This window comes from Chryseobacterium sp. CP-77, assembly GCF_036362765.1.
GTDB lineage: Bacteria > Bacteroidota > Bacteroidia > Flavobacteriales > Weeksellaceae > Chryseobacterium > Chryseobacterium cupriresistens.
In genome coordinates, this window is sequence record NZ_CP143637.1 from 1,522,283 (window position 1) to 1,540,415 (window position 18,133).

The 18,133-nt window shown below is 37.7% G+C and carries 21 protein-coding genes; 9 read left to right on the forward strand and 12 right to left on the reverse strand.

The annotated features are described in order from the left end of the window. Positions 1-76: 76 nt before the first annotated feature. The 10 genes from V0410_RS06825 to tpx form a co-directional block, all read right to left on the reverse strand. The gene (locus V0410_RS06825; RefSeq protein ID WP_062675266.1) at positions 77-508 is read right to left on the reverse strand and encodes a VOC family protein; all 432 of its coding nucleotides are present in this window, start codon (positions 506-508) and stop codon (positions 77-79) included. A 91-nt stretch (positions 509-599) separates the two neighbouring features. Beyond that, positions 600-1,376 (reverse strand): alpha/beta fold hydrolase, encoded by a 777-nt coding sequence (locus V0410_RS06830; RefSeq protein ID WP_330746837.1) that lies wholly within the window; start codon positions 1,374-1,376, stop codon positions 600-602. Between the two features lie 2 nt (positions 1,377-1,378). After that, entirely contained in the window at positions 1,379-1,879 is a 501-nt protein-coding gene (locus V0410_RS06835) for a DinB family protein (RefSeq protein WP_330746838.1), read from the reverse strand. A 254-nt stretch (positions 1,880-2,133) separates the two neighbouring features. Then, entirely contained in the window at positions 2,134-2,547 is a 414-nt protein-coding gene (locus V0410_RS06840) for a hypothetical protein (protein WP_330746839.1), read from the reverse strand. Positions 2,548-2,572: 25 nt separating this feature from the next. Continuing rightward, positions 2,573-2,983 (reverse strand): VOC family protein, encoded by a 411-nt coding sequence (locus tag V0410_RS06845; RefSeq protein WP_137906013.1) that lies wholly within the window; start codon positions 2,981-2,983, stop codon positions 2,573-2,575. A gap of 96 nt (positions 2,984-3,079) precedes the next feature. Then, entirely contained in the window at positions 3,080-3,487 is a 408-nt protein-coding gene (locus tag V0410_RS06850) for a VOC family protein (protein ID WP_330746840.1), read from the reverse strand. A gap of 77 nt (positions 3,488-3,564) precedes the next feature. Then, a complete protein-coding gene (locus V0410_RS06855) occupies positions 3,565-4,155 on the reverse strand; it encodes a Crp/Fnr family transcriptional regulator (protein ID WP_330746841.1) in 591 nt (196 codons plus the stop codon). 259 nt (positions 4,156-4,414) lie between these two features. Next, positions 4,415-5,629, reverse strand: a complete 1,215-nt coding sequence (locus V0410_RS06860) for a DUF763 domain-containing protein (protein WP_330746842.1) — start codon at positions 5,627-5,629, stop codon at positions 4,415-4,417. Positions 5,630-5,736: 107 nt separating this feature from the next. Continuing rightward, complete coding sequence (locus V0410_RS06865; protein ID WP_330746843.1) at positions 5,737-6,084, reverse strand: VOC family protein; 348 nt, start codon at positions 6,082-6,084, stop codon at positions 5,737-5,739. 71 nt (positions 6,085-6,155) lie between these two features. Further along, the gene (tpx, locus tag V0410_RS06870; RefSeq protein ID WP_062675275.1) at positions 6,156-6,656 is read right to left on the reverse strand and encodes a thiol peroxidase; all 501 of its coding nucleotides are present in this window, start codon (positions 6,654-6,656) and stop codon (positions 6,156-6,158) included. Between the two features lie 359 nt (positions 6,657-7,015). Here tpx and V0410_RS06875 point away from each other — a divergent pair, with 359 nt between their 5' ends. Together V0410_RS06875 and V0410_RS06880 are read left to right on the forward strand one after the other, a co-directional pair. Then, on the forward strand, positions 7,016-9,235 hold the full coding sequence (locus tag V0410_RS06875) for an NADP-dependent isocitrate dehydrogenase (protein ID WP_330746844.1): 2,220 nt from the start codon (positions 7,016-7,018) through the stop codon (positions 9,233-9,235). A 5-nt stretch (positions 9,236-9,240) separates the two neighbouring features. Further along, the gene (locus tag V0410_RS06880) at positions 9,241-10,539 is read left to right on the forward strand and encodes a hypothetical protein (protein WP_330746845.1); all 1,299 of its coding nucleotides are present in this window, start codon (positions 9,241-9,243) and stop codon (positions 10,537-10,539) included. 38 nt (positions 10,540-10,577) lie between these two features. Here the strand turns inward: V0410_RS06880 and V0410_RS06885 are convergent, their stop codons facing one another. Beyond that, a complete protein-coding gene (locus tag V0410_RS06885) occupies positions 10,578-10,916 on the reverse strand; it encodes a winged helix-turn-helix transcriptional regulator (RefSeq protein WP_330746846.1) in 339 nt (112 codons plus the stop codon). A gap of 100 nt (positions 10,917-11,016) precedes the next feature. On the opposite strand from V0410_RS06885, the gene V0410_RS06890 reads away from it, so the two are divergent. The 7 genes from V0410_RS06890 (at position 11,017) to V0410_RS06920 (ending at position 16,709) form a co-directional block, all read left to right on the forward strand. Continuing rightward, positions 11,017-11,763 carry an SDR family oxidoreductase gene (locus V0410_RS06890; RefSeq protein ID WP_330746847.1) on the forward strand — a complete coding sequence of 249 codons (747 nt, stop codon included), beginning with the start codon at positions 11,017-11,019 and terminating at the stop codon, positions 11,761-11,763. A gap of 172 nt (positions 11,764-11,935) precedes the next feature. Then, complete coding sequence (locus tag V0410_RS06895; RefSeq protein ID WP_330746848.1) at positions 11,936-12,919, forward strand: heme-binding domain-containing protein; 984 nt, start codon at positions 11,936-11,938, stop codon at positions 12,917-12,919. Then, positions 12,916-13,359 (forward strand): hypothetical protein, encoded by a 444-nt coding sequence (locus V0410_RS06900; RefSeq protein WP_330746849.1) that lies wholly within the window; start codon positions 12,916-12,918, stop codon positions 13,357-13,359. Before V0410_RS06895 ends, V0410_RS06900 begins: the two co-directional genes overlap by 4 nt. A gap of 77 nt (positions 13,360-13,436) precedes the next feature. Continuing rightward, the gene (locus V0410_RS06905; RefSeq protein WP_330746850.1) at positions 13,437-14,450 is read left to right on the forward strand and encodes a sensor histidine kinase; all 1,014 of its coding nucleotides are present in this window, start codon (positions 13,437-13,439) and stop codon (positions 14,448-14,450) included. After that, positions 14,431-15,195 (forward strand): LytR/AlgR family response regulator transcription factor, encoded by a 765-nt coding sequence (locus tag V0410_RS06910; RefSeq protein WP_330746851.1) that lies wholly within the window; start codon positions 14,431-14,433, stop codon positions 15,193-15,195. Before V0410_RS06905 ends, V0410_RS06910 begins: the two co-directional genes overlap by 20 nt. Positions 15,196-15,501: 306 nt before the next feature. Next, entirely contained in the window at positions 15,502-16,278 is a 777-nt protein-coding gene (locus V0410_RS06915) for a DUF1223 domain-containing protein (protein WP_330746852.1), read from the forward strand. Between the two features lie 38 nt (positions 16,279-16,316). Next, a complete protein-coding gene (locus tag V0410_RS06920) occupies positions 16,317-16,709 on the forward strand; it encodes a DoxX family protein (protein ID WP_330746853.1) in 393 nt (130 codons plus the stop codon). Positions 16,710-17,083: 374 nt separating this feature from the next. Here the strand turns inward: V0410_RS06920 and V0410_RS06925 are convergent, their stop codons facing one another. Next, positions 17,084-18,076, reverse strand: coding sequence for an MBL fold metallo-hydrolase (locus V0410_RS06925; RefSeq protein ID WP_330746854.1), 993 nt, complete (start codon positions 18,074-18,076; stop codon positions 17,084-17,086). Positions 18,077-18,133 lie beyond the last annotated feature (57 nt).

Consider the following 18,133-nt stretch of genomic DNA (forward strand, 5'->3'; position numbering starts at 1 on the left):
TCTATATTTTTAAAAGTTTAAATAAAGAGCTGCCCAAAAATGAGCATCTCTTTATTATCATTAGTTAAATATAAGATTATTTTGCAGATTCTTCATTATAGTTCACCATCCAATGAACACCATACTTATCCTGAAAACATCCGAAGTAGTCTCCCCAGAACTGATCTTCAATAGGCATTTCCACGTTTCCGCCATCAGAAAGTTCTTTAAAAATCCTGTCTGCTTCGCTTTTTGAATCAGGGAAAATAGACACATAATTATTATTTCCTACGGTAAGAGTCTGCCCGAATGCCGGTACAATATCGGAGGCCATTAACAGATCTCCACCTACAGGAAGGGCGATGTGCATTACCCTGTTTTTTTCTTCTTCTGACAGGTTTTCGGTACCGGGAGCATTGCCCATTTTATGAATTCCACCAACGAATTCACCACCGAAAACACTTTTGTAAAAATTGAACGCTTCTTCAGCTGTTCCATCAAAATTCAGATACGGATTTAACTTAGCCATGATTTTTAATTTTAAAGTTATTATTATAAAATATTGTTTCTACTGTTGATCCATTAAGGATTAATTAATTTACTATGAATAAAAAAAACGCTTAATGGTTCAAAAATTTTTCTACTTCCCTGACGGTAAAGTCGATTAAGTTGGTATCAATACTTCCATCAAAATCCGGCATCATATAAGTACCATGAGTTGCGGGAAGTATCAATAACCGGGAGCCTTTCACCAACCGCCACATTTCGGCAGTATGTTCCGGCTTCATCACATCCTGATCGCCGCTGATAAATAATGCAGGTGATTTGATGGACCTCAGCACTTCATCATTCCAGTCCTGAAAAGTCTGCATCCTTGTACAATCTTTCTCAAAAAGGTTTTCAAGCTTTGAAAAATCAGGATTGAGGCTTAAGAAATTAATTTTAAAGGGTTCCGGCATTGATTCAAAAGTTGCTTCCTGCATTCCCTCAAAAAATCCGTCTATCATTCCACTTCTTTTGTAGAAAGCGGAGGCAACAACCAGTTTTTCAACAATACCCGGATGTCGGTGGCCAATCTGCATCACCGTACTTCCTCCATTACTGAATCCCCAGAATGAAGCTTTTTCAATGTTGAGTTCGGCCAAAAGTCCTGCAACATCGTCTGCGTCCTGCTCAAAGGTTTCCGGAATATCGCGGTGCTCACTTCTGCCATGATTTTGTAAATCGATTCCTATCAGCTGGAATTTACCTTCCAGCCTTGCAATGACTTCTTTAAAATCATAAAGCATTGAAGAGCCACCGCCATGGATTAAAACCACAGGTTTTCCTGATCCGTAGATCTCGTAATATAATTGGATTCCGTTGACTTTTTTATAGCCTTTTTCTACTGGATTCATTATTAATATTTAAGATTTTCGTCCACATCATATTTCATTCCCGGATAATCCAAAATTCTGCGCATGAGACCTATCTGCCCGCAGAGATAGTCTTCACGGCCGATGCACATTCCGACAAAATTGAGTTTTGTTTCTTTAATGAAAGGGATGTTCATTCCTATTTCAAATATTTCATCCAGCTCTTCATCGGTTACTTCCTGAAGTTTTTGAAAGACTTTGGATGAAATTGTATGAAAGTTTTCTTTCAGTTCAGCAAGGGTTGGATATTTAAAACTTTCATCCAGTGCTTTTCCCTGGAAAAACAAATCATTGTACGGGTCTTCTCCCTGAAGTCCAAGTACTGAACCTAATCCGTAGCGCATATTGACAAAGTTTCCTGCCATCCATACGATATGATTGGTTTTATTTTCAATTCTTTTCAAGGCATCTTCTTCCGAAATGCCGTCCAAAACATTTATAAAGCTTTGGGAATGCATTCTGTAAGCCGGAATAACGAGCTCCATTTTTTTTGATTTTGGTGTGTTCATTTTTAATCAGAGATTAGAAGTTAGAAATTAGAGGTTAGTAGGTTGGAGAAACGCAAAGGCGCTAAGAGTTTTACAAACCATGCGTTTTTTAAGGCGCGAGGATTTTATCTTCGATAAAATTGTACTCACCTTAAAAGATAATACTAATATTTAAGCGAAGTAAGGAGTCTAAAAATAGCATGCTATTTTATAGCACCCGGTTTTCCTAAAATTCTGCGGAGGTAACCCAGCTACCCGCTGTGATAGATTTCATGAAGGCTTAAGGTTGATATATCTTTAACCATTTCAGGTTTAAAACTCTCAAGCGTGCTGAGCTTTGCTTCCAGTTTGTCCTGGGATTGTTTAAGATAGGATTTTAAATCTTCGAAACCAATCAATTTATCTTGATGATCTAAAGCAATTTCACCCCTGTTATAGAAAGAAAATTTTTCACTATCCCAGACAGATTCTTCTCCTAAAATATTCAGTAAGGGATTTCTGATGTAAATTAAATGTCCAAGGATCCAGTTCATACAATTGGCTTCACCATTGGGAAAAATCATAGATTCTTCGTGGGTAATACCATCGATATTCATCGTAATCACAAAATAGTTACTGGTTACCTGATTTTTTATGATTTCTATATCGTTTGATTTTGTTTCCATATGATATATTTTGTGGTGTTATGGATTATTCTGCAGGGATCTGAGAGGCATCACCATGCACTACTTCCCACTGATGGCCGTTGATATCAGCAAAACTGCTTTGATACATCCATCCGTAATCTACAGGCTCACTGTATTTTGACCCTCCGTTTTCGATCGCTGTTTTTACCATACCGTCTACTTCTTCCCGGCTGTTGACTCCGATAGCAAGAAGTACCTGTGTAGTATCTCCTTTCGCAAAAGGCCTGTTGGTAAAGGTTTGGAAAAATTCTTCTTTAAGAAACATGGTGTAGATATGATTTTCTTTCATGACTACGCATATTGCTTTCTCATCTGAAAACTGTTCATTAATAGAAAATCCAAGCTTCGTCCAGAATTCTCTGGTTTTTTGAACGTCTTTTACAGGTAAATTGACGTAAATATCTGTAATATTCATTTTGTAAATTTTAGTGGTGATTGTTATCCAAAATTACCGGGATTCGGTAAGAATGTGCTTGCCCTATGGCAAGATTTATTTTTTATTTGGATTAATTTATTCAGCAGGCATTTGAGACATATCTGCAAAAGTAATATTCCAGCCATGTCCATCCGGATCCCAGAAGGAGTTCTGATACATCCATCCGTAATCCTCGGGCTCTTCATGCTGCCGTGCTCCGTTCTCTACAGCAGTGTTTACTATTTTATCTACTTCTTCACGGCTGTTCAAACCTACCGCTACAAGAACCTGACTGGTATTTTCTTTGGCAACCGGTTTATTGGTGAAGGTCATAAAATAATCTTCCTGGAGAAACATCACATAGATGGTATCATTCAAAACAACGCAGGTTGCTTTATCATCAGAGAATTGTTCATTGATAGAAAAACCTACCTTAGTCCAGAATTCTTTTGTTTTCTGTACATCTTTTACCGGAAGGTTCACATAAATTTGATTGACTTTCATTTTTCGTAATTTTAGTGTTAATCTGTAATCCAAAATTACCGAGGTGCAATGAAAATCTACTTGCCATAAGGCAAGATTTAAATTTTCTTAGGATGAGAAACGATTTCCTTACGGATACGGCTCAGAGAAGTATCTGTAACTCCCAGATAGGACGCTATTTGTTTCAAGGGGGCAAATTGTATGACTTTAGATTTTTGCTCCAGCAGATTAAGGTATCTTCTGGTGGCAGAAAGGGTAAACATTTCTACAGATCTTTGTTTGTAGGCAAAAAGCTCCTGAGACATCCACGATCTTCCCCATTCCCTGAGGTTGGGGATTTTATGGAACAACTCCTGGAAGGTATCATAATCCAGCCTCCAGCACTCGCAGTCGGTAATACAAACAATATTTTCCTGAGACGGAACCCGCTGAAACATTGACAAAACCTCAATAATGACTTCATTTTCTACAAAAAAGTGGGTTGTTACTTCATTTCCGTTGAAATCATTCACATAGGAACGCGCCAATCCGCTTTCAAGAATATAATATTCATTGGCCGTTTTTCCTTCCTCAAGAATGAAATCACCCTTCTGGAAAGATTTTTTTTCATGAGCCTGAAATATTTCAGCAAGCTCTTCGGGGAAAAAGAAAGGGAAATCATAGCAGATTTCTAAGGCTTTATTGGTCATTGGTGTCAATTTTTTTAAGTCTTTAAAAGTAAAATTTTTAATTGAATTAAAAGCAAGAAACATTAAACAAAGAATGTAACACCTTTATAAAAAGCCATGTACTACACTATAACAAATATTATTTTAAAACCTATAATATTAAACAGCCATTTAAACCACCCCGTCAAAAATTCTTTGAATTTTCGCCACCCCTCCGGAGGATGGGAATGACTATTGGCCGATGATAGTAATCATAAGCTTTTTAAAAGAAATAGAAAATCTAAAACAGAGAGAGCTGTATTGGCTTAGGAGGATTATTGGGTTTCTGGGCATCGCCAAATACGGTTTTTCCGCCAAAGCGCCAGGAATTCTGTCTTTCATCTTCAATCACCTGCTGAATATCAAAATCCGGAGTGAAATCTTTTTCTGCTTTTGTTATGATCTGATGAAGTTTATTTAAAGAATTCAACTTATCAGAATTGCCAAGTTTGGATTTTTCAATCCCTTTTCTAAGGATGCTGATATTTTCATCATACGTATTGATCGGCACCGGGAAAGGGTGTCCGTCTTTACCGCCATGAGCAAAGGAAAACCTTGCCGGGTCTGCAAATCTTGACGGCGCTCCGTGGATCACTTCACTGACCAGAGCCAATGACTGCATGGTTCTTGGTCCTACTCCTTCCAGCATCAACAGGTCTTCAAAATTTTGTGGCTGCTGTTCTCTGGTAACATATAAAAGTGCTCCCAATCGTTTTAAATCAACATCAGAAGCCTGCACATCATGGTGGGCAGGAAGAATCAGTCTTGCAAAATCTTTCATCACTTCCGCAGAATCGGTGTGGGAAATATCCAGAATTCCTTTCCTGTTCTCTGAGGCTTCAGTATCGGTAAGGTTAAGAATTCTTCCTCTTGAAATCCCATTGATTCCTGTGTGCGGCTGTTCTACAAAAGAGGTAATATTTTCCGAGTGCCAGTGATAACGTCTTGCTGTCCCGTCGGATTCATGCATTCCCTGCTGAATGACGCTCCAGTTTCCATTGTCTGAAAGAATGAAATTGTGCAGATACAACTGATAGCCATCCTGAATAGCCGTATTATCTACTTTTGCAGAAAGCTTGCTAGCTCTTACCAGGTCTGTTCCGTTCAATCCGGTTTTATCTGCAATTTTAATGAGCTCTGATGGAGTTTCGCGGGAAAATTTACCTTTTCCGCCACAGATATAAAGTCCCAGCGATTGAGAATTCGGGTTAACAGAACGTTTTAAAGCTCCCATAACGGAAGTGGTAATCCCCGAAGAATGCCAGTCCATTCCCATCACCGCTCCAAAGCTCTGGAACCAGAATGGATCTGCCAGACGGCGTAAGACCTCGTCTTTACCGTAATCCATGAGAATGACTTCAATAATAGAAAGCCCTAGAACAGACATGCGTTCATACAGCCATGGCGGTACTTTGCCATAGTGAAGAGGTAAATCTGCTGTTCCTGATCGTTTCATTCTAAGATTAAAGTGTAAAGGTAAGTTTTATTCACCTTATAATTTAATGATCCGGATCATTATTAATAATCAACTACGGTAAAACATACGGATCCATAGAACCGTTTTTATTGGTGAGACAGTATATTAATTAGCCTATCAAATGGATCTATAACGAAAAATCTTCGTACTCCCCATTCTTCATGGGTAAGTTCATAAGTGATTTCAAAGCCTGCCTTTTTCATTTTATCATAGATTTCATCCACATTATCCACTTCAATGGACAGGTCGGGAACTTCTGTATTATTTCCTCCCTGTTCAGCAAAGCTGATCTGAACTTTGGCTTCTTCCTCATTACCCAATGTTTTAATCCAGCCATGATCCATCAAAACATCCAGTCCCAGAATTTCCTGATAAAACCGGCTGGCTTTTGAAATAGTATTCGTTTTAATATTGACTACGATTCTTTTTACCATGTTCAAATTTTTTGATTAAAAAAGCCTTGCAAAAATGACATTCACAAGGCTTTTCTACAAAAATTATTTTATTACTTCAATGCTGCAAGAGCGGCATCGTAATTAGGTTCATTGGCAATTTCAGGAACCTGCTCAGTATATACTACTTTGTTGTTTTCGTCTGTAACGATCACGGCACGGCTCAACAACCCTTTCATCGGAGAATCCGCAATGGTCACTTCATAATCGTCTCCGAAGCTGCTTCTGAAGTCTGAAAGTGTTTCTACATTATTCAGCCCTTCAGCTGCACAGAATCTTCCTAATGCAAATGGAAGGTCTTTAGAAACATTGATGATCACCGTATTATCAAGCTTTGAAGCTTCCTCATTGAATTTTCTGGAAGAAGCGGCACAGGTAGGGGTATCAATGCTTGGGAAAATATTGAATACTTTTTTCTTTCCGTCAAAATTTTGAAGGGTTTTCACATTTAATCCTGAATCTACCAATGCAAAATCTTTTACCGTGGTTCCTACTGATGGTAATGCTCCTATTGTGTGTACTTCGTTTCCTTTTAAAGTGATTGTCGTTGACATAATATTTTATTTTTTATTTTTTCAAATGTAATCAAAAAAGAAAATTTTTCCGGTTTTATTATGGTTAAATTAATCTTAAAGTGAAAATAAAAAACATCTTATTGATAATCAGTTTTATCAGACAAAATAATTCTATAACGGCAGCCTTGAAAAAGCATGATTTCAGCGACAAAAAGTTCAGCCTCTGAACATTATAAAATTATTTCTAAAATAAATGTAACCGGAAGGTGAACATAAATTAAGCAGATATCAGTATAAAGACTCAAAAGCCTCTTTTTTTTATGGAAATATCTTCAATAAAACAATGATATTTACTAAATTTGTGGGACTTAAAATTTCAAATAAAAAATAACAGTATAATGTCAGAAAAATCAAAAATCTATTACACACTTACTGATGAAGCTCCAATGCTGGCTACTCACTCGTTTTTACCTATCGTAAAAGCTTTTACAAAATCAGCAGATATCGAAATCGCAGTACCGGATATTTCTTTGGCAGGAAGAATTTTAGCCAACTTCCCTGAGTTTTTAAAAGACGACCAAAAGATCGGTGATGCTTTGGCAGAACTTGGAGAACTGGCAACACAACCTGAAGCCAACATCATTAAGTTACCGAACATTTCTGCTTCTGTACCTCAATTGGATGCAGCGATTGCTGAATTACAAGGTAAAGGTTTCGCAGTTCCAAACTATCCTGCAGAACCTAAAAATGACGAAGAAAAGGCAATTAAAGCTAAATATGCCAAAGTATTGGGAAGTGCTGTAAATCCTGTATTAAGAGAAGGAAACTCTGACAGACGTGCTCCAAAAGCTGTTAAAAACTATGCAAAAGCTAATCCTCACAGAATGGGTGATTGGGCATCTGACAGCAAAACTGACGTAGCTCACATGAACAATGGTGATTTCTATGGTACAGAAACTTCTACAACGTTAGAAAACGCTACAAAATACAGAATCGTATTCAAAGGTAATGATGGTTCCGAATCTGTATTAAAAGACTTCGCAGGTCTTCAGGCTGGTGAAGTAATTGATTCTTCTGTTATGAACTTAAAAGCTTTAAAAGCATTTGTTCAGGAGGCTATCGAAGAAGCTAAAAACAGAAATGTACTTCTTTCTGCTCACCTTAAAGCAACGATGATGAAAATCTCTGATCCTATCATTTTCGGGGCTATTGTTGAGACTTTCTTCAAAGAAGTATTCACTAAATATGCTGAGACATTCAAATCTTTAGATATTAATCCAAACAACGGTCTTGCTGATCTTTTCGAAAAAATCAAAGGAAATGCTCAGGAAGCTGACATCAAAGCTGATATTGAAAAAGCTCTTGCTGAAGGACCTAGAGTGGCTATGGTAAACTCTGATAAAGGAATTACCAACTTCCACGTGCCTTCAGATATCATCGTTGATGCTTCTATGGCTGCTCTTGTAAGAGGCGGAGGTAAAATGTGGAACAAAGACGGAAATGAAGAAGATACCGTTTGTATCATTCCGGACCGTTCTTATGCAGGTTTCTACCAGTCTGTGATTGACGATATGAAAGCGCATGGAAAATTGGACCCTACCACAATGGGATCTGTTCCAAACGTAGGTTTAATGGCTCAGAAAGCTGAAGAATATGGTTCTCACGATAAAACTTTCCAATTATCAGCTGACGGAACTGTAGAAGTTCAGGATGAAGCCGGAAACGTTCTTCTTTCTCAGAAAGTAGAAAAAGATGATATCTTCAGAATGTGTCAGACTAAAGATGCTCCTATCCAGGACTGGGTAAAATTAGCGGTAAACAGATCAAGATTATCTGATACTCCTGCTATCTTCTGGTTAGACAAAGGAAGAGCTCACGACAGAGAAATCATTAAAAAAGTAGAAAAATATCTTGCTGATCACGATACAACAGGTCTTGACATCAGAATCCTTGATGTAAAAGACGCTATGACTGAAACATTGAAGAGAGCAAGAGAAGGTAAAGATACAATCTCAGTTTCCGGAAACGTATTGAGAGATTATTTAACTGACCTTTTCCCAATCCTTGAGCTTGGTACTTCTGCAAAAATGCTTTCTATCGTTCCATTGATGAATGGTGGTGGTTTATTTGAAACTGGTGCCGGAGGTTCTGCTCCAAAACATATTGAGCAGTTCCTGGAAGAAGGATACCTAAGATGGGATTCTCTGGGTGAATTCTTAGCACTTCAGGCTTCTTTAGAGCATCTTGCACAAACTCAAGGGAATACAAAATCTCAGGTTTTAGCTGATGCATTGGATGAAGCTAATGCTAAATTCTTAGCTACAGATAAATCTCCTGCAAGAAAAGTAGGTCAGATAGACAACAGAGGTTCTCACTTCTATCTGGCAATGTATTGGGCTGAAGCGTTGGCGAACCAGACTGCTGATGCTGAACTGGCTGCTCAGTTTGCTCCTGTTGCTCAGGCACTGCAGGAAAATGAGGAAGTAATCAATGCTGAATTAATTGGTGCTCAGGGTAAACCTCAGAACATTGAAGGTTACTACAAAGCTGATACGTATAAAACATATGCAGCCATGAGACCTAGCACTGTTTTAAATGAAATTATTGACGGAATCTAAAATTTATGAAAAAAACTATAACCTTATTATTTGCTTATTTATCAATATTTTCATGCAGCAGTTCAAACGATGATATTACGGAGGTGGTCACAGTAACACCTCCTGTTATTGAAAATAAGATCAATTTAACTTCAACTTACAGTGATACCACTGAAACGGTAAGCTTAAAATGGACGCTCAGCGGAGATGCCACTTATAATCATTATAAAATTGTAAGAAGTGATTCTCAAAATGGGATACAATCCGAAATTGGTAATAGCTATCCGAATCAGTTTACATTTACTTCAGCCGTACCATTTAACCCTTATGTAGAATATCAGGTTATTGGTATTAAGGCTAATGGTGAAGAGGTTAAAAGTAACATTATAAAAATTGAAAGACCTGAGATCAAATTGGTTAATCTTAAAACTTTTGATGCCCAATTTGATAAAAACTCCGGAAAGCTGTACCTATTAGATACGGATGGGAAAATTGCTATTTATGATGTGAATACAAACTCTGTTACCCATCAGATCAGCACAAATGCAACTTTAGGCTACTCTGATATTGGAACCTATAATGGAAGTGTAGAACTATATGTTCCCAGAAATGATGGTTGGGTAGATATTTATGATGGAAATGATCTGACATTAAAAGCTCAGGTGAGTTTCGGAATGCCGCTCATCAGTACTGTATATCATAACGGTATACTTTACGGTTCTTCAAATAGTAATAGCAGTTCCAGTGTGATTAAGTCAGCAAGCAGGGCTACAAAAGCTATCATTTCTCAATCACCTCAGCTTTATTATAATAGCGGAAGGATGAGAAAAGCTGTAGGAAGTTCTGTGCAATTATATACCATAACACAGAATATTTCACCTGTAGATATGGATCTTTATAATTTTGATCTTAATGGTAATTACATCAGTCATCAGGACGATACTTATCATGGAGATCACCCACTTAATTACAGGATATTTGAAGCATTTCCTGATGGAAGAATCATTACGGCAAGTTCAGGTTCTGTCTATAATTCGCAAATGATTTATCAGAATGATCTGCCTTCCGGAAATTCCAAGCTATCAAGTTTTGATTTTGATAGTAACAGTATTATTGCAGGAACTACAAGTAAGACCATTGAGCTTTATAACATCAATTCTTACACAAAAACCAAGACAATCAATACAAAGAGATATCCTTATAAAGTGTTCAGCTATAATAATAAGGTAGTCTGTGTAAGTTCAGTTACTCAACTCAACGTTCAGTCTTATGATTATTCGGGAATAATTCCTGACAATGTAATGATCGAAATTTTTGACAAATAGTTATAAACCTCTCCTTCGTGAGAGGTTTTTTGTTGGTATTATTTTCTATCCTCCACAATCACTCTCCTATGCTCCCTGCCCCAGTTGATCATTTCCTGAATGATATTTCCAAAGGTTCGGCAGTATTCTGTAGGTTCATATTCTATTAAAACAGGAGTTTCGGGATAAACAGTGCGTTTTAGCAGTTTATTCAGTTCCATATCTTTCAGTTCTTTGGAAAGCATTCTGGTGGTAATTCCGGGAATACTTCGTTCAATTTCCCTGAAACGTCTGTTTCCGTTACAAAGTGAATTGATAACAGGAATACGCCATTTTCCTCCGATAAAATAAAGGGTATCCTGTAATGCCCTGAGTTCTTCGTTTTGGTTTCTTTCCATAGTTGCAAAATTAAGTGATATCATGAATGATACTGATATACTCTGTGATACTGGTTACAAAAGTATACCATTTTGAAATAACTTTGTCAAAAAATTTACAATGAAAAAATTCAGTAACAAACTGGCTATCGTAACAGGAGGAAACAGCGGGATCGGATTCGCTGCGGCAAAAGAACTTATTTCAGAAGGAGCAACCGTGATCATTACCGGAAGGCGAAAAGATGCTGTAGAAATAGCAGCCCGCGAACTTGGTGCCATTCCGTTTATCGCAGATCAGGCCAACCTTAACGATATTGATCTTTTAAAAGAAAATATTGAGAAACAATTCGGGAAAATAGACATCCTGTTTATCAATGCAGGAATTACAGGTACGTTGACTCCTATTGAAAAAATGGATATCGAAAATTTTGATCAGGTGATGAATATTAATTTCAGGGGAGCTTATTTTACTTTAAGCAAATTCATTCCATTATTTAATGATGGTGCTTCTGTCATCTTTTTATCTTCTATTGTGGCTTCTACCTATAAACCCAACAGTTCCGCTTACCAGGCAAGCAAAGCAGCATTAAATTCTATTGCCAAAACGGCAGCAGCAGAATTAGCTCCAAGAAAAATCAGAGTAAATATGATAAGTCCTGGTCCTATACAAACCGAAATCATGAGTAAGGCGGGTCTGGATGAAGAAACGTTGAAAAATATTCAAAATCATCTCATAGATCAGATCCCATTAAAGAAAATGGGAACTGCTGAGGAAGTTGCGAAACTGGTTACTTATTTAGCCGATAACGATTCTTCCGGGTATGTCACCGGAACTGAAATTGTGATAGATGGTGGTATTACTTTATAAACAACAGATTTAATCAAATCCCGGTAATTGTGTTACCGGGATTTTTCATGTGAATTTTCGGGGTTAAAAATTCCGGATTCGCCTTTTGATTTGTCCAGCTCAGTCTGTTTTCCATTTCACAGTACGGGCTTCCCAGCTACTTTTGAATCAGAAAATAAAAACAATACTCATTATGGATACCGTAAAGAAAAAAAGAAATCCCATCGCCATTGTCTTTCTGGCAATATTAGGAATCTTCGGAGGGCTGCAGTTATTCAGTAAACCTTTGGAAGGAAAACCGGTTACAGGGAAAATTGAAGCTCCAAAGGAAGTGATCAGTATTCTTGAAAACTCATGTTTCAGCTGTCATTCCAATCAGCAGAATTTAAGCTGGTATGATAAACTTGCTCCTGTTTCCTGGGCTGTAAACAAAGATATCAAAAGAGCCAGAGAAGTCCTGAACTTCTCAGAATGGGAAAAGTTATCTCCTGCAGAACATCAGGGAAAAATGTACGCTATTCTCAATATGATGCAAAGTGGTAAAATGCCTCTCCACGAGTACACCCTTCTGCATCCTTCAGCTAAGATTACGGCAAAAGATATTGAAACGATCAAAAAATATACACTTTCATTATCTTCAGCAAGCCCATCTGTTCAAAAAAAGATTGAGACACCTCAGGTATCATCCACTGTACCTGTTCCGGCATCAACCAATTTCCCGGTTTCTCCCAACGGGGTTCGATACACCGATGATTTTAAGAACTGGAAAGTAATAAGTATGAGTACGCTGTTTGATAACTCTATTCGTGTAATTTATGGAAATGATATTGCGGTAAAGGCTGTGGAAACAGAGAATTTTCATCCGTGGCCGGACGGAAGTGTGGTAGTAAAATCCGTATGGAAACAAGAAGAGCTTCCGGATGGAGAAATCAGACCCGGAAAGTTTATCAACGCACAGTTTATGGTTAAAGATTCCAAGCAGTATCAAGATACAGAGGGTTGGGGATTTGCAAAATTTTCAGGAGATGATCTTCATCCGACAGGAAAAACGGCGTCCTTCGCCAAAGAATCCTGCATTGCCTGCCACAGACAACTCGCTGAAAAAACAGGATATCTGTTTGATGTTCCCATGAAAGTAAACACCCAAAGACTCATTCAAAATTTACAGAAAAAATGAAAAATACAATCCTGATCTTATTGGTAAGCCTTGTTTCTCTTACCGCCTGCAGCAAAGAAAATAGTAATACGAATAATGGCCTTTCAAGGGTTGTTTTTGACCCGGGAAATCTCCAATTCATCTCCAATTCTTTAAATCCTAAAAAAGAAACTATGTCTGCCTTATATGGGAACGAAAAAGCACTGGAATCTTTAACAAAAGAAATCCAGACCCCTGAAGCAGGTGCTGTGATGAAACTGGTTACCTGGAAATACCATGACAATCCTCAGTATATTGGAGGAACCATCACCGGAGAACTGGTCAGTATCGAAACTGTTCAGGCAGACAGTGCCGGAAATGTCTATTATGATCTTAAAAATGATCAGCCTGAGAATACTTTCTCAAACCCAAAAGAAAGAATACAGTATTTCATGAGCTACCGTCCCGTAGTGAGGCCATAATAAAATTTCTGTTTCACTATTTATCATAATATTTCCAATAAAAACATTAATTTAACCTTTTCAAATCAGCAGATTTCATGCAACAGCAAAAAATAAAAATCTCACCGGCCATCATCTGGATAAGCTCCATTTTCCTGGGAGTTCTATCTTCTGTACCCCAGCTGGCGTCTCATGAGTTCAACTGGAAAGAGGCCGCGGTAAACTCGGCCATTACAGCAGCATTTTCCGTCATCATGTGGTATATCAATATCTATATGCTGAACCGTACAGGAAAACGCAGACAGCATATCTCTTATTCCAGATTGATGGTGGTACTGGCTTTCGGGATGGTGATTATGTTTGGACTGGCATGGATTCAGCAGCTGATTCTGTCTCATATCAATTTTGGTCCTGTAATGCTGATGGTGGAAGTAAGGGGAATTCTGATTAACCTGGTCTGCTATATGTTTCTTACGCTGCTTCAGAACAACTATACAGGGCAGCAGATACAGCTTGAACTGGAAAAGGTAAAGAGTGATAATCTGGGCGCTCAGTATGAATTATTAAAACAGCAGATCAATCCGCATTTTCTTTTCAACAGTTTGAATACGTTAAAATTAATGGCAGAGACTCATGACGAAGAAACCGTTGATTTTATTGTCAAGCTTTCTGATTTTTACCGTTTTACGCTGGAAAGCCGTAAACTGGATCTGATCAGCGTTCAGGAAGAAATGAAAATCGTGGATTCTTATCTTTTTCTTCAGAAAGCCCGTTTTGGAGAAGGGATTAAGTTTACCAACGAACTTGGAAAAGAAATCGCTCAAACGCTTATTCCTCCTTTTACCCTTCAGCTATTGGTGGAGAACTGTATCAAACATAATATTGTCTCGCAAAGTAAGCCCTTACACATCAAAATCTATAATGCAGATGACAAAATTGTTATTGAAAATCCTATACAGCGAAAAGTAACCCCCGAAGATTCTTTGGGTGTTGGACTTGACAATATTAAAATGCGCTACAAACATTTATTGGAAAAGGATATTACCATTCATTCAGACGAAAAAACATTTCAGATAAAACTACCATTAATCCATGAATATAATCATTATTGAAGATGAATTCAGGGCGGCAAAATCCCTGCAAAATTTAATTTCAGACTTAAAACCGGAATCAAAGATACTGGGTGTTTACGACAGTATTGAAACAAGTATTGAAGGCTTAAAGGAGATCAAACCTGACCTTATTTTTATGGATATCCATCTTTCGGACGGACTCTCCTTTGAAATTTTCAAATCGGTGGAGATTACCTGCCCTGTGGTTTTCTGTACTGCCTTTGATCAGTATATGCTGGATGCCTTTAAAAGTAAAGGAGTTGATTATGTTTTGAAACCTTTTTCCAGGGAAGATATTGCCGAAGCCCTGCGAAAGGTTGATGAACTGAAAAAATTCTTCCAGAAAAATGATCTTCCGGACCTGGAGTCTCTGATACAGAAAATCAGCCAGCCTGCTGCCGCAGGTAAGAGTAGTTTTCTGGTTTTTAAAAATCAGAAATACACCACCATTCCTACCGAAGACATTGCTTATTTTTACATTCATAATGAGATCACCCACCTGGTTACATTCGCAAAGGAACAGTTTCCTCTTACCCAGCCTTTAGGACAAGTGGCGGAACAGGTTTCCGACAAACAATTCTTCAGAGTCAACAGGCAATATCTCGTTAATTTTAAAGCGATTAAAGAAATGGAGCATTATTTTCAGCGTAAAATACTCGTAAAGCTTACCGTTGAAACTCCCGAAAAACTTTTAATTAATAAAGAAAAAACGCATAGTTTTTTTACGTGGCTTGAGGACAGGTAGAGGAAAAAGGAAGCTGGAAGCTGGGTGCTGGAAGTACTTGAAGGCTTTATAATCAATAAAATTTTTATTTAAATATACTATAGCCCTGATTGAGATGATCAGGGTTTTCTTTTGTTAATTTTTTAAGCTTCCTGGCTTATATTAAAAATAAACCTCTATTCTATTTCGTGCTCAGAAACTTCCAGCCTCCATCCTAAAATCCTTCCCCTCACAATTTCCGGATTCACCTCTTAATTTGTCCGGTTGAACCTATTTTGTATTCTTTTGCCTTTATCAAGTATCTACTTTTGAATCAAATTAAAAGACATGATACTAAAAAACTTAATTACAGTAAGCGCTTTTACCGCAGTATTATTTGCAGCCTCAGCATTTATTCATCAAAATAAAGATCAGAAGACAGCACAGCATTCCACTTCAGAAAATAATGGTTTCACTGTTTTGGAACTTTTTACTTCAGAAGGCTGTTCAAGCTGTCCTCCTGCAGATGAACTGATGGGAAAAATTGAAAAGGAATACAAAGATGAGCCTGTTTACCTTCTCTCCTACCATGTTGATTACTGGAACCGTCTCGGATGGAAGGACCGCTTCAGTACGGCTGAAAACTCTCAACGGCAACAGCAGTACAGCCGCCTGCTGAATTCACAGGTTTATACTCCACAGCTGGTAGTGAACGGAAAAACAGAATTTGTAGGATCTGATGAAAATAATATCAGAAATGCCATCCGGAAAGCTCTGATTACTTCTAAAAAAACACCTGTAGAGTTATCTGCCGCCATTTCTCAGCATAAAATTGATGTTCAGTATAAAACACCTTCCGCAGATCCTCAGAATATGCTGCTCGTTAATCTGGTTGAAAAACATTCTTCCACGGAAGTTGGGAAAGGTGAAAATGAAGGACGTCATCTGCATCACTGGCAGATTGTCCACAAGCAAAACCTCATCTCATTGAATAAACAGCAGGAAGGAATCACAATATTTAAACTTCCGGAAGGCTTTTCTCCGGAAAACTGGGAAGTCATCGCTTTTATTCAGAATAGGAGAACGGGAGAAATCTCAGGATCAGCAAAAACAGCTTTTAAATAAAATACTATACAATTTAATTATCACTAAAAATTACAACAATGAAAACAAAAACTACAAAAATTATCTATTGGTCAGGTGCTATTTTTATGTCATTATGGTTTGGAGCCAGCGGTTTCTTTGAACTGACAAAAAATCCGGTTGTATGGGATATTACACGACAGCTTGGATATCCGCCTCATTTTATTTATATATTAGGAATTTTTAAAATCTCCGGAGTTATAGTTCTTTTGCTTCCCAATAAATTATTGAGACTAAAAGAATGGGTGTTTGCAGGAATGTTCTTTGATATTCTTTTTGCTTTCTTTTCAAAAATTGCGGTCCTGGGTTTTCCGTCTACGGTAGATGCAATTGTTGCCTTTTCTGTGTTAACGGTAACTTACATCATGTTCAGAAAGCTGTATTCTCCTGAATTGGTATTTGGAGAAGCTTAATGATAAAACTCTAATTTTTTCTTATGTTTTAAACAGATCCTTCCGTTGCCTGGGAGGATCTGTTGTTTCAGTGAGGTGATGAATAAGTTTTGGCTGAAGGCGGATAGAGGAATACTGTTTTTGAAAGCGGACTAAAGTCCGCTGCTATTGATTGTATTGCATGTATGATGTATCATTCCGTTTTGACCACCCCGTCAAAAATTCTTTGAATTTTTGACACCCCTCCAGAGGATGGGAATGCCAAGCACTTTATTCGTATTGGTTAAGATAACATTTCCTTGTTTCCAATTTCTATTTGTCGTCCCTAATCCCTGCAACCTATTACCTATTACCTATTACCTATTACCTATTACCTATTACCTAATACCTAACACTTAATTCATAAAAGCTTCGGGAAACCATTCAAATCCTGTTTCTTTTTTCTTTGTGTAGCCAAGGCCCGGCCAGGGTAAATGGTAAGCAAACGCTCTGATTCTGGTATCCGCCAGTTGCTGAAGGAGTTTTTTTCTTGAAGCTGTTGCGATATCCAGATCAGTGTCCCCAAAATAGCCCCATTCAGGGTGTTGAAAAAGGACCACATCAGAATGGATAAGATCTGCAATATAGATCAGCTTTTCATTTCCTGAAGAAATGGTTGTAACGGTTAATCCTGGTGTATGACCGGGAGCTAACCGGAAGCTAAAATAATCATACAATGGATGATTAAGGTCGTAAAACTTCAGTTTGGGCTGAATCGTTTTCAAAATATTCTGAATTGCAGGAATTATCTGATTAAGAAATCCAGGTTGTGTTTTCAATGCACTGTTGCTGAAATCTTTGATGGAAGCTTTCATCCAGAAATCATGTTCTATCTTAGAAATAAAAATATCAGCATTGGGAAAAACAAACTGATTCTGTTCATCCACGACTCCGCCAATGTGATCCGGATGGGCGTGAGATATAAAGACATCGGTAACATCTTTCGGAGAAAATCCTGCTTTTTGGAGGCTTTTCAATAAAAATCCGCTTCTTTCATCGGCAAAAATACCCATTCCGGTATCCAATAAGATGAGTTTATTCTTTGTTTTAACCAATAGAATGTTCATCGCCATATCAATATAATTCTCCGGTCTGAAATTATCTTTAAGAATTGCTTTCAATTCTGAAACAGTGCCTCTTGGTGCAAATGAATTCAGGTTTTCTTCATGGATATATCCGTCCGTAAGAACAAATAGTTCAAGCTCACCAAGCTGCAGTTTTTTAAATCCGGAAAGGTCATCACCAGTTTTTTCAACAGTTGTTTTAGACTGTGCCATTAAGCCGGAGAAAGGAATCATGCTCAATGTTCCTGCCAATAATCCGTTCTTTAATAATTCTCTTCTGTTCATAGTCGAACTCCTTTTAAATATAAAAACAAAAAAACTGAGCTCTTTTTATTGTAAGAA

What these genes read in the sequence shown, in the direction of transcription:
- V0410_RS06825 (WP_062675266.1), bottom strand. Translation starts at nt 508, where the DNA reads ATGGCTAAGTTAAATCCGTATCTGAATTTTGATGGAACAGCTGAAGAA.
- V0410_RS06830 (WP_330746837.1), bottom strand. Translation starts at nt 1,376, where the DNA reads ATGAATCCAGTAGAAAAAGGCTATAAAAAAGTCAACGGAATCCAATTA.
- V0410_RS06835 (WP_330746838.1), bottom strand. Translation starts at nt 1,879, where the DNA reads ATGGAGCTCGTTATTCCGGCTTACAGAATGCATTCCCAAAGCTTTATA.
- V0410_RS06840 (WP_330746839.1), bottom strand. Translation starts at nt 2,547, where the DNA reads ATGGAAACAAAATCAAACGATATAGAAATCATAAAAAATCAGGTAACC.
- V0410_RS06845 (WP_137906013.1), bottom strand. Translation starts at nt 2,983, where the DNA reads ATGAATATTACAGATATTTACGTCAATTTACCTGTAAAAGACGTTCAA.
- V0410_RS06850 (WP_330746840.1), bottom strand. Translation starts at nt 3,487, where the DNA reads ATGAAAGTCAATCAAATTTATGTGAACCTTCCGGTAAAAGATGTACAG.
- V0410_RS06855 (WP_330746841.1), bottom strand. Translation starts at nt 4,155, where the DNA reads ATGACCAATAAAGCCTTAGAAATCTGCTATGATTTCCCTTTCTTTTTC.
- V0410_RS06860 (WP_330746842.1), bottom strand. Translation starts at nt 5,629, where the DNA reads ATGAAACGATCAGGAACAGCAGATTTACCTCTTCACTATGGCAAAGTA.
- V0410_RS06865 (WP_330746843.1), bottom strand. Translation starts at nt 6,084, where the DNA reads ATGGTAAAAAGAATCGTAGTCAATATTAAAACGAATACTATTTCAAAA.
- tpx (WP_062675275.1), bottom strand. Translation starts at nt 6,656, where the DNA reads ATGTCAACGACAATCACTTTAAAAGGAAACGAAGTACACACAATAGGA.
- V0410_RS06875 (WP_330746844.1), top strand. Translation starts at nt 7,016, where the DNA reads ATGTCAGAAAAATCAAAAATCTATTACACACTTACTGATGAAGCTCCA.
- V0410_RS06880 (WP_330746845.1), top strand. Translation starts at nt 9,241, where the DNA reads ATGAAAAAAACTATAACCTTATTATTTGCTTATTTATCAATATTTTCA.
- V0410_RS06885 (WP_330746846.1), bottom strand. Translation starts at nt 10,916, where the DNA reads ATGGAAAGAAACCAAAACGAAGAACTCAGGGCATTACAGGATACCCTT.
- V0410_RS06890 (WP_330746847.1), top strand. Translation starts at nt 11,017, where the DNA reads ATGAAAAAATTCAGTAACAAACTGGCTATCGTAACAGGAGGAAACAGC.
- V0410_RS06895 (WP_330746848.1), top strand. Translation starts at nt 11,936, where the DNA reads ATGGATACCGTAAAGAAAAAAAGAAATCCCATCGCCATTGTCTTTCTG.
- V0410_RS06900 (WP_330746849.1), top strand. Translation starts at nt 12,916, where the DNA reads ATGAAAAATACAATCCTGATCTTATTGGTAAGCCTTGTTTCTCTTACC.
- V0410_RS06905 (WP_330746850.1), top strand. Translation starts at nt 13,437, where the DNA reads ATGCAACAGCAAAAAATAAAAATCTCACCGGCCATCATCTGGATAAGC.
- V0410_RS06910 (WP_330746851.1), top strand. Translation starts at nt 14,431, where the DNA reads ATGAATATAATCATTATTGAAGATGAATTCAGGGCGGCAAAATCCCTG.
- V0410_RS06915 (WP_330746852.1), top strand. Translation starts at nt 15,502, where the DNA reads ATGATACTAAAAAACTTAATTACAGTAAGCGCTTTTACCGCAGTATTA.
- V0410_RS06920 (WP_330746853.1), top strand. Translation starts at nt 16,317, where the DNA reads ATGAAAACAAAAACTACAAAAATTATCTATTGGTCAGGTGCTATTTTT.
- V0410_RS06925 (WP_330746854.1), bottom strand. Translation starts at nt 18,076, where the DNA reads ATGAACAGAAGAGAATTATTAAAGAACGGATTATTGGCAGGAACATTG.